Annotated in this window: 14 protein-coding genes; 5 read left to right on the forward strand and 9 right to left on the reverse strand. The window is 42.9% G+C overall.

The window, feature by feature from the left end; translation table 11 throughout:
- Positions 1-109: 109 nt before the first annotated feature.
- The 5 genes from TI10_RS10345 to TI10_RS10365 all read right to left on the reverse strand — a co-directional run bounded on the left by TI10_RS10345 (position 110) and on the right by TI10_RS10365 (position 4,373).
- The gene (locus TI10_RS10345; RefSeq protein WP_049583221.1) at positions 110-871 is read right to left on the reverse strand and encodes a DUF4123 domain-containing protein; all 762 of its coding nucleotides are present in this window, start codon (positions 869-871) and stop codon (positions 110-112) included.
- Positions 868-1,218: a hypothetical protein gene (locus tag TI10_RS26615; protein WP_049583222.1), complete on the reverse strand. Its 351-nt coding sequence runs from the start codon at positions 1,216-1,218 to the stop codon at positions 868-870. The genes TI10_RS10345 and TI10_RS26615 overlap by 4 nt, the downstream gene beginning before the upstream one ends.
- 126 nt (positions 1,219-1,344) lie before the next feature.
- A complete protein-coding gene (locus tag TI10_RS26620; protein ID WP_387554472.1) occupies positions 1,345-1,419 on the reverse strand; it encodes a bacteriophage T4 gp5 trimerisation domain-containing protein in 75 nt (24 codons plus the stop codon).
- Between the two features lie 294 nt (positions 1,420-1,713).
- A complete protein-coding gene (locus TI10_RS10360; RefSeq protein ID WP_049583224.1) occupies positions 1,714-2,460 on the reverse strand; it encodes a hypothetical protein in 747 nt (248 codons plus the stop codon).
- A complete protein-coding gene (locus TI10_RS10365) occupies positions 2,457-4,373 on the reverse strand; it encodes a lipase family protein (RefSeq protein ID WP_049583225.1) in 1,917 nt (638 codons plus the stop codon). Before TI10_RS10365 ends, TI10_RS10360 begins: the two co-directional genes overlap by 4 nt.
- Positions 4,374-5,287: 914 nt before the next feature.
- Between TI10_RS10365 and TI10_RS10375 the strand changes: the two genes are divergently transcribed.
- The 3 genes from TI10_RS10375 (at position 5,288) to TI10_RS10385 (ending at position 10,830) form a co-directional block, all read left to right on the forward strand.
- Positions 5,288-8,035 carry an RHS repeat protein gene (locus TI10_RS10375; RefSeq protein WP_049583227.1) on the forward strand — a complete coding sequence of 916 codons (2,748 nt, stop codon included), beginning with the start codon at positions 5,288-5,290 and terminating at the stop codon, positions 8,033-8,035.
- 816 nt (positions 8,036-8,851) lie between these two features.
- A complete protein-coding gene (locus TI10_RS10380; RefSeq protein WP_049583228.1) occupies positions 8,852-9,832 on the forward strand; it encodes a hypothetical protein in 981 nt (326 codons plus the stop codon).
- Positions 9,833-9,843: 11 nt separating this feature from the next.
- Entirely contained in the window at positions 9,844-10,830 is a 987-nt protein-coding gene (locus TI10_RS10385; RefSeq protein WP_049583229.1) for a thiaminase II/PqqC family protein, read from the forward strand.
- A gap of 289 nt (positions 10,831-11,119) precedes the next feature.
- Here the strand turns inward: TI10_RS10385 and fbaA are convergent, their stop codons facing one another.
- The 3 genes from fbaA to epd form a co-directional block, all read right to left on the reverse strand.
- On the reverse strand, positions 11,120-12,196 hold the full coding sequence (gene fbaA, locus TI10_RS10390) for a class II fructose-bisphosphate aldolase (RefSeq protein ID WP_049583230.1): 1,077 nt from the start codon (positions 12,194-12,196) through the stop codon (positions 11,120-11,122).
- A 62-nt stretch (positions 12,197-12,258) separates the two neighbouring features.
- Complete coding sequence (pgk, locus tag TI10_RS10395) at positions 12,259-13,422, reverse strand: phosphoglycerate kinase (RefSeq protein WP_049583231.1); 1,164 nt, start codon at positions 13,420-13,422, stop codon at positions 12,259-12,261.
- 82 nt (positions 13,423-13,504) lie between these two features.
- Positions 13,505-14,524, reverse strand: a complete 1,020-nt coding sequence (gene epd, locus TI10_RS10400; RefSeq protein WP_049583232.1) for an erythrose-4-phosphate dehydrogenase — start codon at positions 14,522-14,524, stop codon at positions 13,505-13,507.
- A gap of 371 nt (positions 14,525-14,895) precedes the next feature.
- Here epd and TI10_RS10405 point away from each other — a divergent pair, with 371 nt between their 5' ends.
- Both TI10_RS10405 and TI10_RS10410 read left to right on the forward strand, forming a co-directional pair.
- A complete protein-coding gene (locus TI10_RS10405) occupies positions 14,896-15,369 on the forward strand; it encodes a MarR family winged helix-turn-helix transcriptional regulator (RefSeq protein WP_053093440.1) in 474 nt (157 codons plus the stop codon).
- A gap of 210 nt (positions 15,370-15,579) precedes the next feature.
- Positions 15,580-15,951 carry an antibiotic biosynthesis monooxygenase family protein gene (locus TI10_RS10410; protein ID WP_036808094.1) on the forward strand — a complete coding sequence of 124 codons (372 nt, stop codon included), beginning with the start codon at positions 15,580-15,582 and terminating at the stop codon, positions 15,949-15,951.
- Between the two features lie 105 nt (positions 15,952-16,056).
- Here TI10_RS10410 and tkt read toward each other — a convergent pair whose 3' ends face one another.
- Positions 16,057-18,051 (reverse strand): transketolase, encoded by a 1,995-nt coding sequence (gene tkt / locus TI10_RS10415; protein WP_049583233.1) that lies wholly within the window; start codon positions 18,049-18,051, stop codon positions 16,057-16,059.
- Between the last annotated feature and the right edge of the window lie 569 nt (positions 18,052-18,620).

Genomic DNA, 18,620 nt, shown 5'->3' on the forward strand with positions numbered 1-18,620 from the left:
GGTTAATATTTTCTTTTTGGCGATTGCCAGATCACACAAACCGGATTGAGTTTCCTCAAGTGAGCTATTATTTAATGCAAACATGCATACGCTACTTAATAGTCATATATCACTCACCTAATGTCTGTAAGTAATTTGCACTGGTAAGATTATTAATGCCATCTCCGTTTTCTAAACGCACTTTCAGCCAATCAATAATTCGTTCCTGTAATTTCCCTCTCGGCTTATCCAATTTCTCAGCCAATTCACCGAGGTTTTCCCATAAATCGCTAATAAGTACGAATACCTGCCCTTGCAAGGCGTAATCAGAATGGAACCAAGCCTCAATTAAATGATGGCCTAAGACAAAAGGCTTTTCATGTTCACTTTGACCACAATTCTCAGGGCGGTAATAAACCTGCGGCTCAGGCGCATCTATCATTAATTCACACACCGGCGTTAGAAACCCCGACCAATCGCTGATAACCATTGCCGGTAATAATTGATTGAGAATACGCGAATCCATACTACGCAAGAGCACCTGTTTCTCCTGTAATATCACCTGCTGACGTGAACGCCAATGATTAAGCTGTCGCACCCATAAATTTTCACTGCGATAAGCCCATCCCCAACTGTTATCGCTCAAGGCATGACTATCAAGCAAATGACCAATTACTGACAGGCAGCCTGACTTGGGCTGAACCAGCCAGGGGCTTTGCGCCAGCATGTGATCCATCGGGGTATTGCTGTATAGCGGGAAAGCCTGCTCTACCCAGTCGTTTCTATAAAAGAGAGTGACAGTGTTCGGCTTTGCCAATGAATTGAGCATAAAGAAAACGGGCGGTTTATTGGCAACATTCAACCATTGCTGCCAGTTTATGGACATGTTCATACATCCTCCTGGTTATCGATAATCAAGTTAGCTTCCAATTGAGCCTGCACAACGCAAAGCGGTCTGGCCGGATATTTAACCCCCGGCAGAGGCGCAACGCCCTCTGGTAGTTGTAGTGATAAGCCGCGCCCGGTACCGGCTGAACCTTGCCCGACTAATAAATTCGGCGAAGTCAGAATACCGCCGGGAGTTAACCGGATAAAATGACTGCCGACTTTTAAGGTAATTTCTGACGCCGCTTCCAACACCATTTTACCGCCGCTTTTCAGGTGCGTTTCCTGTCCGCTTTCAGCCACCAATGCATCCCCAGTCTGTAAATGCTGACTGCCGGTGATACGGTGCGACACATCGCCATCGGTACTGTATTTACCGGAACCGGTGATTTTCCGGTGGTCATCAGCATGGATTTCACTGTACCGGTTACTATCGATCCGTTGTTTATGGTCGTGTTTAATATGCCAGTAAGCATCATGCTAAATATGGGCGGTCAGATCTTTTTGCCCGTGCAGGTAAATCTCTTCCTGATCTTTTGCATCCTCAAAGCGCAACTCATTAAAACCTTGACCTTTGTGAGTCCGGGTCTTAAACGTGGTTCGGGTCTTTTCAGCGGGTAAAAAAAAGTATCGCCAATTGCCCAGGAAATAAAATAGAGAAATAATAATGACAACGTTATTTTCATATTGGAGTTCCTTTTTATTATGGTATTACAATGGCTATAGATCCTAGACTTTTTTTCCTGAAAATCGATAACATGGCAGAGAAAATGTAATCCATCATTCACATGAACCCTTTATTTTCTGGAGTTAGCGCATCGGTAAACTGGCGGTATGATCTTAATGATGTTACTTTATTTTCCAGTATTCAATTCGATCATTATTCCAATCAATGCTCCCATCCGGGTATTCAATCCTCGCAGGTTCTTTACCCGGTGGAATAATCACTTTCGGCATCTTGGTTTCATTCAGTTTAGGCTTATAGATAATCTTCCATTCCGCTCCCGGAGTTAACATCAACCTGAATGGACGCATTTCGCCTTCACCTAGCAAGGATATTCTTTTGGGGAACCCGTCAATCATTTCTAAAACAGGGTAAATAACCGGACGGTAATCTATAGTATTTAATGTTGCTGTTTCGTTAAGATATGTCTGGGTCGCATCATTGATAAATGCAGTTAAACCTGTTCCCCCATATGGCTTCGCATCTTTCACCAGATGGGTGGCATCGGTATAATTTACTGACACAGAGGCCCGATTGATTCTCCATTTGCACCAGCCCCCGCCATTAAAAGGTAATTTCACCTGAAAATAACCGGTTTGTGGATCAGCTTTTACATTCAACTCCAATCCATAATAAGTCGGCACTTGATAAGGCGACATTCCTGCATCCAACTGATATTCAAGACAATCTTTTGATATATACTGCGCATACACATACGGTTCCGTATACTTTGGCGCCACTCCCTCCACAGTGATCATCTTTTCCTTTCCGTCAGATGTAAAAGGGAAAAGCCAGTTGAAAAAGGTGTCGCCAAACGCCCAGTAAATAAAATAGAGAAACAATAAGAGCAGCGTTGTTTTCAATATTTTCATACAGACAGTTCCTTCTTATCACAGTAATGTTGTAAGGCCAGTGTTCCTTGTTCTTCCTGCTGGCTCACGGTTAGTGATTTTACTAACTGCTTATCCATATCCAGAAAATAGAGATTTCGGTAGTAAATATTGTCAGGGATAAGCATCTTATGATTATCCATTTTCGCCTTAAATTGACGCTGACTATCCTGATAGACCGTAATCTTATCCGGTTCGCATAACTCCCTGAGTCGTTTATCAATATAACCGGCATATTTATACGAGCTATGATTAGAAAATCCGAATCCCCCTTTTAAATCAGTACTTCTGTTTTCAACAAACAGTTTGTCTTTTTCTTGTTGACTTAACTGATTAAACAACGCATTTTGCTGCTCGCCAGCCAGAGAAAAATCTTTTTCTGTTTCCTGGTTTAATTCAGGAATTAAATAGAGCTTTGTGGTGTTATCCAATATTTCCTCAGCAACACCCATTATAGGGGAGAAATTCCTGGCGGAAATAAGCCATTCCGGGCAACTGTTAGCTTTAAAAAAATGCACAACTTTACCATGATGCAAATAGATTTCTTTACTGATAGTCGCTTGTTTAATGGCTTTAACAATCGGTGATGGAGACACTAGTTTCACTATTTCCCAATCATACCCTGCCAGCGTCCAATACTTGAAAAACCCATTATCCATATCCTGCTCAAATGGTACGGAAGGAATTACATCATCTTCATTAACATGGCGATAGTGGATAATGGAGGACAATTCCTCTACTGCACTACGAGTTAATGTTCGCGGCATCCCGTAACTGTAGAGACAAGGATTGTGTTCTTTCAGTTGTGCGCTGTGTAGTAATGCCAACGCACCGCCCAAGCTGTGACCACAGACAAATAATCTCCGTCTTTTAGCCAATCCAATGATCTCACCGAATACTGTTTTTTCTTTCTCATCGTGGACAGTTAATTTTCCAATCAGATTAAAAGCTTCCCAGAACCCCCTATGCACTTTGCCATGATGAATAAATTCGCTGCATAACGCTTTATCATCATCGCAATTTAAAGCCAATGGTTGGAAGGTGGCATCAGTCAGGTAATTTTCTAGAGTAACCGTGCCCCGCCAACTGACAATCATGTCTTTTTCGCTGGCGGCATAAAACAGTTTGGTATCACCCTGTTTATTATTCCCTGCTCGTGAATCAATAAATTCCACCTCAGTATAACGTTCACTAAACGGTACATTATAAACCACAGGGGCCGCTGACACTTTTTCCACCTGATAAGGTAACTTCGAGACATCCACCATTTGCCGGTTAAAAAAGTGTTTAACCGAGCCTACTACATTGACATCCCCATCTGCATAAGCCAGCACGCTCATTAAGCTCTGGTTATAAGCATTCACAATGGAATACTCTTTTTGATGATGCAACAGCAGAACCCAGGCCCGAAACGGGCATACTTCCAGAACATACCGTCGATTCATCGGATGGACCTGATAGCCTTGTGGTTCTGGGTCCGGGAAGTGATAAGGGGGTGGGATGTCTTTGTGGTCCCACCCTTGAATCTCCGGCACCCCATCACTAATCTGCCCGATAGTCACATAGCGATATTGATGGCCTTCGGTTTCTGCTTTCGGTTTCACCACCGAAGCCTCTTCACCCCGTATTTCCCGCAATGGACGCCGTTCCATTTCATCGGCCAGTGGTTGGGCGCCGATATACAGGGTTACCGGTTGGGATGGCATATCTTCTTCCCTTAATAATCCATTGCCATCGGTAACGCCCTTACGTCCCAGCCGAGGATTTCCTCGGATTTTCAAACGATAAGGCATATTGACCAAGGGTTTCCCCTGTTCATCCACCAACTGAAATTCCAGCCAGTTTTTCAGTATGTTTTTACAATCAATACAATCGAGTGGGCTTAATTTGCTCATTGATATTCTTTCCTTACTGTTAACGTTATATATAAGGGCGCAGCCCGAACATCATGGGATAAAAATCCCACAGGAGTTCTCCCGTCTGGCCATCAATGACCTTCATCATCACAAAAGCATCCATACTGATGAAATCAGCACAAACACCTCAATATGACCACAACTTATTGATTTATCTAAAAATGAATAAAACAGTAAAAATCCTATTACCTCAGATAAGAAACATCGCTTATACCGTGAGTAATAATGAGTTGAGCGACAGGGATACAGCAGTGCATCCCCATCAATTAGTCCCTTTGAATAAGGGAACAGAATTTGAAATTTCAGTCATACCGTCCATATAACGGAACTTAGGTTATGATTATTAAATCATCACCAAATGGCAAGAAAAATTTTCATTTTTTCATTTAAGAATAATGAATTTGTAAGAAAGTGTTACAAACTCAATAGAAATTAATTTATTGTTAATCTAATGAAGGATGAAATTACAAAAATAACCCAGTTCTCAGGGAGAATAATTCACAATATATAGAACAACCTGACCTTCACTTAATTTCCTGTTAGGAGTAGAAACATCTTGATGATTCAATCAATGAAATACCGTAATGTCATCGGTATTATAACTGCCGTTATTTAATAAATTTATCTTTAACGGTGAGATACAAGTGATTCGTTATTTAAGTTCCATCGGCATATCAAATCGGCTAACCATTTGTTTTCCCAATATTTGGCTGATCGTACCCGCTATCTGATACCTTAATTTCCATCAATACAATCTCAAAAATTACCAACGCGTTTGCATTAATAGCATCTCGATAAATCTCTTTCCTTGTCTATTTAGTGATATAAAGTCGTTTGGCTGTTGCCGTAACTTAAATTATTTTAAAGATTAACACCGTCTAAGGAGTTTAAATATGAGCAGTTATCATTCTGCAATTGACCAAAAAACACCATCGATCAATGTATTGGATAATAGGAAGTTAAATGTACGTTCTTTAGAATATCTACGCACTCAAGTTGATGAAAACAGTGATGAATTAATCACTCTCTATGAGTTCAATATGCAAGGATTTCAGGTAAAAAGTACCGATCCTCGTAAGAATAAAAACCAAAGCGGCCCGAATTTCATTCGCGTCTTTAATCTTGCTGGTCAGGTTCTACGTGAAGAAGGTGTTGATGCTGGTCGAACTATCACCCTCAATGATATTGAAGGTCGCACGGTATTGACCATCAATGCAGCCGGTGTCCGTCAAAACCATCGCTACGAAGATAACACCTTACCCGGTCGTCTGCTCGCTATTACCGAACAGGCGCAGACAGAAGAGAAAACCACCGAGCGTCTTATCTGGGCCGGCAATACGCAGCAAGAAAAAGATTACAACCTTGCTGGTCAGTGTGTCCGATATTACGATACCGCAGGACTCACTCAACTCAACAGCCTTTCCCTTGCGGGCATTGTGCTATCACAATCTCAACAACTGCTCGTCGATAACCAAAATGCCGACTGGACAGGAGAAGACCAAAGCCTCTGGCAGCAAAAACTGAGCAGTGATGTCTATACCACTCAAAATAGCACTGATGCCACCGGGGCTTTACTTATCCAGACCGATGCCAAAGGCAACATCCAGCGGCTGGCCTATGATGTAGCCGGGCAGTTAAAAGGCTGTTGGTTGACACTCAAAGGTCAAGCCGAGCAAGTGATTATCAAATCGCTGACTTACTCTGCCGCCGGACAAAAATTACGCGAAGAGCACGGTAACGGGGTTATCACCGAATACAGCTATGAACCGGAAACCCAACGGCTGATTGGTATCACCACCCGCCGCCCATCAGACGCTAAAGTGTTGCAAGATTTACGCTATCAATATGATCCGGTAGGCAATGTGATCAATATACGCAATGATGCGGAAGCTACCCGCTTTTGGCGCAATCAGAAAGTGGTCCCGGAAAATAACTATACCTACGATTCCTTGTATCAGCTTATTAGCGCCACCGGGCGTGAAATGGCTAATATAGGTCAGCAAAATAACCAACTGCCCTCCCCTGCACTACCTTCCGACAACAATACCTACACTAACTATACTCGCGGCTACAGCTATGATCGCAGCGGTAATCTGACACAAATTCGGCACAGTTCACCGGCTACCCAAAATAACTACACCACCGCTATCACCATCTCGAATCGCAGCAACCGAGGCGTTCTCAGTACGCTGACAACAGATCCCAATCAAGTGGATACGTTATTTGATGCCGGTGGTCACCAAACCAGTTTATTACCCGGTCAGACGTTGGTTTGGACATCACGAGGAGAGCTAAAGCAGGTCAATAACGGTCCAGGAAACGAATGGTACCGCTACGGCAGCAACGGCATGAGGCAACTGAAAGTGAGTGAACAGCAAACCCAGAATACTACGCAGCAACAACGGGTAATCTATTTGCCGGGGCTAGAATTACGCACAACCCAGAACAGCGCCACAACAACAGAAGAGTTACACGTCATCACATTAGGTGAAGCGGGTCGCGCACAGGTACGAGTGCTGCACTGGGAGAGCGGTAAACCAGAAGGTATCAACAACAATCAGCTACGTTACAGCTACGATAATCTGATCGGTTCCAGCCAGCTTGAACTAGACAATCAAGGGCAGATTATTAGTGAGGAAGAGTATTATCCATTCGGCGGAACAGCGCTGTGGGCAGCAAGCAGCCAAATAGAAGCTAACTATAAAACTATTCGCTATTCAGGCAAAGAGCGGGATGCTACCGGGTTATATTATTACGGTTACCGCTATTATCAACCGTGGTCAGGCAGGTGGTTAAGTGCAGATCCGGCAGGGACAATTGATGGACTGAATCTATATCGGATGGTAAGAAATAATCCAGTCAGTTTACAGGATGAAAATGGATTGGCGCCAGAAAGAGGAAAATATACCAAAGAGGTGAATTTCCTTGATGAATTAAAATTTAAATTGGCAGCCAAAAATTCACATGTTGTTAAATGGAACGAGAAAGAAAGCAATTATACAAAAAATAAATCATTGAAAGTGGTTCGGGTCGGTGATTCCGATCCATCGGGTTATTTACTCGGTCACGAAGAATTGTTAAAGGGGATAGAACAAAGTCAAATAATATATAGTCGACTTGAAGAAAATCCATACCTTTCAGAAAAATCAAAGACCAATCTTTCTTTGGGATCTGAAATATCCGATTATATGGCAAAAACCATAAAAGATACGATATCAGAGTATGCAGAAGGGCATAAATATAGAAGCAATCACCCTGATTTTTACGCAGAAACAGATTTCTTTGCTTTAATGGATAAAAGCGAAAAAAATGATTATTCAGGCGAGAGAAAAATTTATGCCGCAATGGAGGTGAAGGTCTATCATGATTTAAAAAATAAACAATCAGAATTACATGTCAACTATGCATTGGCCCATCCCTATACGCAACTTAGTAATGAAGAAAGAGCGCAACTGCAAGAAGCAGAACCCGCTATTGCAATAAATAGAGAATATAATTTCAAAGGCGTTGGCAAATTCCTGACAATGAAAGCAATTAAAAAATCATTGAAAGGACAGAAGATCAATAGGATATCAACAGATGCTATTAATGTTCGCTCTGCGGCTATCGCTGAGAATTTAGGAATGCGGAGAGCCTCATAAATTTAGTAATAGGATTTTAAATAGAAGGTAATATCATTTACTGAGTATCATTCCCCTTGAATGCAAATTCAGGGGGTAATTACACAGAATAATGTACAGACTCATTTTGGCCTGTTCTCAGACGCAAATTTTTTATCCTACTTTTATATTTCAATGCATCAGCTATTATTAAATTCATACGGCTGTCCCTAAAACCAAAATCTAAATAACGTCCTTATTTCGTTCAGAACAATTAAAGCTGATCCTCCCAATCAACGATTGATGTCTCTATAAAAGGTAAGTAATATTACTAAAATTAGGATATTGTAACCCGATCACACAAGTGATTAATATTCAACACATACTTAACATATTATTATTAATTATTATTTATAATAAATGAAATTATAAAAAAATCTCTTATATATATTGTTTTGTTTTTTACATCATATTTCATGTATAAATAAACCCAAACATTTTAAAATTTAAATTTTAAAGAATAAAAACCCATATTTAACTTCCAATACAAAATTTAACACGAAAATGATTTCATTAAATCAATACTTGGGTTTTTAGTTATTGCCTCAAATTAATAAATTTGTTATTTCTCTTATGTATTCTCACATATGTGGAATACATTAACATTAATCTTTTAACATAATGGAGCAAATCATGGACAAGAAAACAAATAGTACTCCTAGCCCCGCTGCCAAGCAGAAAGCCAAGGTCGTTATCAAACCGAAAAGTGATCGGCCAATTCTGATGGCAGTTCACCTGTAATCCCTCCTAAACAGTCAGCCCGCAAGCTGGCTGTTTTTATTTCTGGTAGAGAATACTATGGAAAAAAATAACTACGCTATATTCGGCCATTTGGAAAAAAATGGCAGTGATTTCGTATTCAGCGATAAATATATAACCTTCGACGTTGAAAATCTTTCCGGAAATATCAATGACTGGAATGCGGTACTCAACTCCTGCGACGGGAATACTCCGCTAAAAAACATCCTGGAAAAGCACCCAAAAATTCACGGTGAAGAAGCCACTGAGTTTCTGAATGCTCTGGTGAACAATAAGATTGGTTATATCAATAACTCTGGTGAAGAATTTGTATCCGGTGATGAAGCAATACTGATTCTCGAAGATCTCCAAGCGAACCTGCTTTATTCTATGCTCTATAAGAATAAATTCTGGCAAACGATGCAATCCCCACAGGATGTACCAGAAAAAGTTTATTACGGTATGGCAATTGAAAACTATCACTTCCTATTCCGTGAAAGCTGGTTTGACTCTCCGGTTCTGAGTTACCCGCCTTCAACGAAGGCCAAACTCATTATGAATAAGTTTTACGGCGAGGAGTACGGATATGATGAACTTATTCTGAATGCACTAAATCATCTAGGTATTGAAAGAGCAGACATGGCAGAAACCCTGCCGCTTCCTGAGACTCTGTCTCTCTGTGATGCCCTGGCCTACTGGTCAGCAAACGATCCGCTGTTCTTCTTCAGCATCATGGATATCCTCGAAGGAAAAGATATTAAAGTAAACAGCTATATTTTGGCGATGGAAAGCAGCGGAAAAATTCCGCCTGACTTTATTAAGCCAATTAAGGCACACGCAAATATTAATATTGCAGCCGAACATGGAATTCTTACCCGTGAATTCTTTCATGAAATCCCTGTTGTCCGTTACGACCAGATGAAGAGTATGATTACGAATACCCAACTCTTCGTTGAGCTTTACGATGATTTTCACAGTGCTGTCTGGAATTATTACTCAGACGATAGCAAACCTCTACTTCGTCGCCTGTCAGATATTTAACGGAGCCCGTCATGCAGACTTCATACCAACGTTTCATTACTCCACGTTTTCGAGATGGCGTGCAATACGCCCGCCACGGAGAAGAACATTATATTGACTACCGTCAGCAGGGAATGGTGCTTTCTCTCGATAAGAAAGATAATTCACTCGGCAATTTTCTCTCTGATTTGAAGGCTGGAGGGAAAACTCAAGCCGAACTAAAAGCTGCTCATCCAGTATTATCTGACGAAATAGAAGATATTATTGAACAGCTCGACAGCCATTATCTTCTGACAGAAAGTCATTATCCAAACATCAGCGGTACCCTGTCAGGCAAACAATTTGCCAATCAGCTTAAACGATATTCACGTGTATGGCATGCGCAACTGGGTAATTCGGCACTCTATACTGCTATGAGTGAAGGACGAGCTACCCGTTCCCAGCTCATTGGTTATACTATCGAATATTATCATATCGTCAAAGCCGCGCCGTCTATCATTGCCCCGGCGATGTCTCATAAATGCCCAGATCCCGTTTTTCAGGGAATAAAACAGCTTTTTCTCGAAGAACACGATCATGAAACTATGATGCTGAAAACACTCTCTGCGGTGGGGCTCCCGGAAGAGCAGGTTAAGAAAGCAACGCCTCTTTCCAGCACGTTTGCCATTTTCTGCACTCTCAGCACATTCGCACGTCAGCACCTTCTGAGCTTCATCTCCGCGCTATTTTTGTTCGAAGAACCTTATCCAGAATTTAACGATGTCTTCGTAACCACTTGCCAGTCACTCGATCTTCCTGAAAAATTCTGGAAACCAATCATCGACCATTCAGCTATCAATGAGGAAGGTGGTCATCATCTCATCACCGATGAGCTGCTGGAGCATATTTCAGCCATCTCCGCGGAAGAAGCTCGCGTCACATTGGTTCACATCATGACGCTGCTGGAAACCATGAAAATATGGGATGCACAGATATGCAGTAGCTATGAATCCGCCCTGAATCTACGTATTTTCGTGTAAGAACCGGCCATAGAACAATGGAGTTTAAATCATTATGTCAAATCGGCGCTCCATGCCCCAATTCTTAAAAAAAGGTCAACATGTTCAGGCATCCATTTGATTCCCCGCCTGAATGGGTTCGCTGGCATGAATGGAGACTGCATGAAGGAATGTCTATCTCACCATTGACTGATTCTTTTCACCGGCATACTCGATCAGCGCATATCACACGTGTTGTCTCTCACAGGAGTGTCATAAATGTCCGTTCTGTTCCCTCTGAATGAAAATTCAGAGGGAACTCTTTCGTTAATTACAACACATCAACCGCGTTCAATTCTTTGAAAGCCTGTTCCAGACGAGCAATCATAGAAACCTGACCGGCACGCAGCCATACCCGTGGATCGTAGAATTTCTTATTAGGTTTATCTGCGCCTTCTGGATTGCCTAACTGGCCTTGCAGATAACCTTCGTTCTTTTTGTAGTAGTTGAGAATACCTTCCCAAGCCGCCCATTGGGTGTCAGTATCGATATTCATTTTAACAACGCCATAACTGACCGCTTCTTTGATCTCTTCCGCGGTAGAACCAGAACCGCCGTGGAAAACAAAATCCAGGCTGTTATGTGGCAGATTGAATTTCTCAGCAACATAGTCTTGAGAGTTACGCAAAATTTTTGGCGTCAGTTTAACGTTACCCGGCTTATAAACACCATGAACGTTACCGAAAGAAGCCGCAATAGTGAAACGTGGGCTGATAGCATTCAGTTTCTCATATGCATAAGCAACATCTTCCGGTTGAGTGTACAGCGCAGAGCTATCCATATGGCTGTTATCAACGCCATCTTCTTCCCCGCCAGTGCAGCCCAACTCAATTTCCAGCGTCATATCGATTTTTGCCATACGCGCCAAATAATGGCTGCAAATCTCAATATTCTCTTCCAGAGACTCTTCTGACAGATCGATCATGTGAGAAGAGAATAAGGGTTTACCCGTCGCTGCGTAATGCTTTTCACCTGCCTCTAACAGGCCGTCAATCCACGGCAACAATTTACGCGCACAGTGGTCAGTATGCAGGATCACAGGAACACCATAATGTTCAGCCATCTGATGAACATGGTGAGCACCAGAAATTGAACCCAGAATAGCCGCTTGTTGACCTTCAGCTTTCAAACCTTTACCGGCAATAAAAGCCGCGCCGCCGTTAGAGAACTGAATAATAACGGGAGAACGAACTTTGGCAGCGGTTTCCAACACGGCATTGATTGAATCAGTACCTACACAGTTGACCGCCGGCAAAGCAAAGTTGTTTTCTTTGGCTATAGCGAACACTTTTTGAACATCATCACCAGTGATGACACCCGGTTTTACGAAATCAAAAATTTTAGACATGTTACGTGGGTCCTGTTTAGAGCGGGTAGCCAACCAACCAGCCGCTACCCGTCATGACTTAATTACTGTTTTGCACGTTCTTCCAACATCACAACCGCAGGCAGTTTCTTCCCTTCCACGAACTCGAGGAAAGCGCCGCCGCCGGTAGAAATATAAGAGATTTTGTCAGCAATACCGAACAGGTCGATCGCTGCCAGCGTATCGCCGCCGCCAGCGATAGAGAAAGCATCACTATCAGCAATGGCGCGTGCGACAATTTCAGTTCCTTGACGGAAATTAGGGAATTCAAATACGCCAACCGGGCCATTCCATAGAATCGTTTTGGCGTTTTTCAGAATATCCGCCAAACGTTGAGCGGATTCATCCCCCAGATCGAGGATCTGCTCATCATCTTTAATATCGCGGGTAGATTTCAACGTTGCTTCAGCCGTTTCAGAAAATTCTGTCGCCACACGAACATCGATCGGCACCGGAATATCACAGCTTATCAGCAATTTTTTCGCTTCCGGGATCAAGTCATCTTCATAGAGAGAACGACCAACATTGTGGCCTTCCGCGGCAACAAAGGTATTCGCGATACCACCGCCGACAATCAGTTGGTCGGCAATTTTAGACAGCGTATCCAGAACGGTCAGCTTGGTTGAAACTTTAGATCCCCCGACGATTGCCACCATTGGGCGAGCCGGATTACCCAACGCTTTACCTAATGCCTCTAATTCTGCGGACAGCAAAGGACCGGCACAAGCAACAGGAGCAAACTTAGCCACGCCGTGAGTAGAAGCCTGAGCGCGATGAGCAGTACCGAATGCATCCATGACATAAATATCACACAGGGAAGCATATTTTTTAGCCAAGGCTTCGTCGTCTTTCTTCTCACCTTTATTAAAGCGAACGTTCTCCAGCACAACCAGTTCACCTTCCGCGACATCTACCCCTTCCAGATACTCTTTTTCCAATCGAACAGGGGAAGATAATTTCTCTTTTAGATAGTCTACTACTGGTTTCAGCGAGAATTCTTCATTGTATTCGCCTTCTGTAGGGCGGCCAAGGTGAGAAGTGATCATCACTTTAGCACCCTGTTTTAATACTGCTTCAATGGTCGGCAAGGAAGCACGAATACGCGCATCAGAGGTGACTGTGCCATCTTTTACCGGAACGTTCAGGTCAGCGCGGATCAAAACACGCTTACCCGCCAGATCTAGATCGGTCATCTTAATTACAGACATGGTGAATCCTCTCATTGATTCTCTAAATTATTTAATCTTGCGCCGTGTGCGGATCTATTATGGACCGTCTATCGACAACAGATCATTTGAAACTCGTAGCAGCCATTGCTAACGTTGTATCTAACATGCGGTTAGCAAATCCCCACTCATTATCGCACCAGACTAATGTCTTAATCAGGTGTTGCCCACTGACTCGCGTTTGTGTGCCATCAACAATCGCGCTGTGGGGATCATGGTTAAAATCCGTTGAGACTAACGGTAATTCGGTATAGTCAACTATACCACGAAATGAAGTAGCTGCTGATTTTTGCATTAATTCGTTGATTTTTTTAACAGTTACTGAGGATTTTACCGTAACGCTCAAATCAATAGCCGTAACGTTAATCGTTGGTACACGCACGGAGATAGCTTCAAAGCGGTCACAAAACTTTGGAAAAATCCGGGTTATCCCTGCGGCTAACTTGGTATCCACCGGAATGATAGACTGACTGGCAGCCCGAGTACGCCGTAAATCTTTGTGATAAGCATCAATGACTGGTTGGTCATTCATTGAGGCATGAATGGTTGTCACTGTACCCGATTCAATTTCAAATTCATCATCCAATAATTTAATGATGGGAATAATGCAATTAGTGGTACAGGAAGCATTGGACACAATACGATCTTCTGCTGTCAGTAAATGCTGATTCACGCCATAGACCACCGTCGCATCTAAATCATTGCCCCCCGGATGAGCAAACAACACTTTTTTGGCGCCACTGGCAAGATGCGCTTCGCCATCGGCTCTGCTGCCATAAATCCCACTGCAATCAAGAACAATATCAATTCCCAATTCTTGCCAAGGCAGCATCGATATATCGGGTTGATGAAACAAACGAATATTATCATCGCCAACCTGCAATAAATCATTATTCAGGCGCACATCCCAGGCAAAACGACCATGACTAGAGTCATATTTTAGCAAGTGCGCAATTCCTTCAGCATCTGCCAGCTCATTAACAGCAATAATCGAAATTTCAGCCCGGCGCCCAGATTCATAAAGAGCACGTAAAATACTACGCCCTATTCTGCCAAAACCGTTTATTGCTACCTTGATTGTCATGTTACTCCCTGAATATAGTTATTACCACGCAACCGCTTAGAATAACTGACTAAATCACCGATGTACTGATTGCTTATCACAAAATTATCAAAATCGCGTACAGAAAACCGCTTTAGATAATAAAACGAAACGATTCAGCTATAAATAATGAGAGTACGGGAAAAGGAGATTGATAGCAATAGTCGTTGGATATTAAAGGCTGTTGCTCATATTCGTCGAACGTAAGCAAGCAGAAAGAAACAATCCCACCGTTATTTACTCACATCTGCGACATTGATCATCAATATCACTTGCTGAAATATTGACATTCAATTTCAATAAGTGGAAACTGGTTGTCGTTTTTTGAGGTGCTAAGGAAAAGGAAGTAAATCGTGTCAACCGAGAAAACTTCGGCGTTTGAGGTATTCACTGAGATCACATTGGCGGTATTTCGGCTCAATGCCTTACTGCTCTCCAAAGGGGATCAGCTCGTTGCCCCATTGGGGATCACAAGTGCAAGATGGCAAGTACTCGGTGCGATTGCGCACGCGCCACACCCACTTACCGCGCCTCAGATTGCCGCCGCAATGGGGATCACTCGCCAAGGAGTGCAAAAGCAATTGAATCTCGGGCTGAGCTCAGGGATGGTGAAAACCATCACTAATCCTCGGCATGAACGCTCACCACTCTATCAACTGACCGAGCTTGGTTGGCGTACTTTTGATGCGGCGATATCGCTGGAAGCTGACTGGGTCGGAGCACTGGTGGAATCCTCTGATCCTAACGAGCTAAAAGTGACATTGAATACCTTAATCAGCTTGGAGACGAAGCTGGAAGAGTCACCAGTGCCAAATAGCACGACATAGCGCTACGGATTCGTTTGTTAAAACTGACAAAGAACTACCAAATAGTTAACGTGGAAACAGCATGTAAATTGGTGGAACGCATTTGTTTTTACGTTGACATTGTCTCTACGTTGACATATTGCCGTTAAAAGCCGCGTAAATCGCGCGGCTCGCCTCGGCGCAGTAGCAATACAAACATAAATATAAGCAAATAATTTTCAGGAGATAGAAATGGTCAAACTAGAAGAAATGGACACCCACGTAACCCTGCGGGAACAATTATTTTCAAACACCGATGGCTCCATCGTGCTGGTGAACATATTTCATGTTGATCCCTCAATGGCTGACACCCTGATAGAGACTTGGAAGGAAGATGCAGAATATTTCCGGTCTAAGGTAGGCCTGATTTCCGCACAATTACATCGCGGAATCGCTGGCAGCGGCACATTCATGAACTATGCCGTTTGGGAGAGTCTGGAGCATTTTCGCGCTGCGTTCACGAATCCTGAATTCAAGGAAAAACTCGCCAAGTATCCTGATGGGATTGTCGGTTCGCCTCACGTATTCCAAAAAGTCGCCGTCCCTGGAATTTGCGTGGCATAAGCCGAAGAAAGCTGTCACGATCCCTGTTCGATAACGATATCGTGCAGAAAAAGAGCGCACCCGCTCAATGTTTGCCTCAGGTGCGCTCATTTATGAATTGACTCATTATTTCAGCAGAGCTTTAGCCTTAGCGACCACATTCTCTACAGTGAAACCAAACGCTTTAAACAGTTGATCAGCAGGCGCTGATTCACCAAATGTTTCCATACCAACGATAGCGCCATTCATACCGACATATTTAAACCAGTAATCGGCAATACTCGCTTCGATTGCAACACGTGCAGAAACCGCAGCAGGCAGAACTGTTTCCCGGTATGCAGCATCTTGCTTATCAAAAGCATCAGTAGACGGCATGGAGACTACGCGCACCTGACGACCTTCCTCAGTCAATTGGTGGTAAGCGCTTACCGCTAACTCAATTTCTGAACCGGTTGCGATCAGAATCAGTTCTGGCTGCCCTTCACAATCTTTCAGGATGTAAGCCCCTTTCTCAATATTAGCCAACTGCTCAGCAGTACGTTCTTGCTGTGCCAGATTCTGGCGAGAGAAAATCAGCGCTGATGGGCCTGCTTTACGTTCGATTGCATATTTCCACGCCACCGCAGATTCCACCTGGTCACATGGGCGCCATGTGCTCAGATTTGGCGTCACACGCAAACTGGCAAGCTGTTCTACTGGCTGATGAGTCGGACCATCTTCACCCAAACCGATTGAGTCATGGGTGTAAACAAAGATGCTGCGAATCTTCATTAATGCCGCCATACGCACTGCGTTACGGGCATATTCAACGAACATCAGGAAAGTTGCGCCATAAGGCACAAAACCACCATGCAGAGCGATACCGTTCATAATGGCTGACATGCCAAACTCACGAACGCCGTAATGGATGTAGTTACCGGCCTGATCTTCGTTCAATGGCTTAGAACCTGACCACATCGTGAGGTTACTTGGCGCCAAATCAGCAGAACCCCCCATAAATTCAGGCAACACTTTACCAAAAGCTTCCAAAGCATTCTGGGAGGCTTTACGGCTGGCAATATTGGCCGGATTTTTTTGCAACTGTTCGATAAATGCTTTTGATTCAGCTTCCCAGTTTGCCGGTAACTCGCCACCGGTACGACGTTTGAATTCAGCAGCTAATTCAGGATACGCTTTTTCATAGGCAGCGAATTTTTCATTCCAAGCGGATTGTTTCGCATTGCCAGCTTCTTTTGCATCCCACACAGAATAGATGTCCGCTGGAATTTCAAATGCCGGATAATTCCAACCCAGCGCCTCGCGAGTCGCAGCGATTTCCCCATCACCCAATGGCGCGCCATGAGAATCATGGGTACCCGCTTTGGTCGGCGCGCCAAAACCGATAATCGTTTTGCACATTAGCAGAGAAGGTTTATCCGCAACTTTACGCGCTTCTTCAATAGCAGCTTTGATCGAATCCGCATTATGACCATCAACGCCGCGAATCACATGCCAGCCATAAGCCTCAAAACGGCTTGCAGTATCATCGGTAAACCAGCCTTCAACATGACCATCAATGGAAATGCCATTGTCATCATAGAAAGCAACCAACTTGCCTAGCTTTAAAGTACCCGCCAGAGAGCAAACTTCATGAGAAATGCCCTCCATCATGCAGCCATCCCCCATAAAGACATAAGTATTATGGTCAACGATCTCATGACCAGGACGGTTAAATTGCGCGGCCAAAGTACGTTCAGCAATCGCGAAACCTACTGCGTTGGCAATCCCCTGCCCTAAAGGGCCTGTCGTCGTTTCTACGCCTGGAGTATAACCATACTCAGGATGGCCTGGGGTTTTAGAGTGTAACTGACGGAAATTTTTCAGATCATCAACTGAAACGCCATAACCGGTGAGATGCAACAGGCTATAAATCAGCATAGAACCATGACCGTTAGACAATACAAAACGGTCACGATCGACCCAATGTGGATCAGTTGGGTTATGATTCAAATAATCACGCCATAAAACTTCGGCGATATCAGCCATTCCCATAGGCGCGCCAGGGTGCCCTGATTTTGCTTTCTGCACAGCATCCATGCTCAGGAAGCGAATAGCATTAGCAAGGGTTTTACGAGTGGTCATTTTCTACTCCAAGTGGGATAAAAACATTTAGGGGGATAATTTTCTCAGCACAGCGTACAAACCGCAATCTTTAACGCCAAATGCCAGAAAACTATCTTAATTTCATCTGAACGGCAATTCTTTGATTTACCTTACTGTTCTATATGCTCCAGGAGATTCTCTCCCTTGCCGTCGCGATGCATCTTGAAATCCATTGGGTATATTAGTTACAAATCAAGCGATAAAATAACCCATTAAACAGAGACATATTCTCAATTTATGAGCATTTTCAGCCACTAAATTGATTATTTATATTGCTCCTAATTATATGATAATAATCTCTTAATAATTTGATTTATCAATAGTGAATACAGAGAAAAAACATCAATCAAAAGCCAATGTTATTTCAATATCAATAAACTAATAAACAATTCAAAACAAAATAATACTTATAGTTATATTTTCCTATATGATGATATTTTTACCCAAAATAATAAGCAATTTAATTAACAGACATAGATAACATAAAAAAATATTATTTTTTGGCGAATTAATTATTGCAATCCATTATATAATCAGGTTATTTTAAA

It is taken from the genome of Photorhabdus luminescens subsp. luminescens (genome assembly GCF_001083805.1).
Lineage (GTDB): Bacteria > Pseudomonadota > Gammaproteobacteria > Enterobacterales > Enterobacteriaceae > Photorhabdus > Photorhabdus luminescens.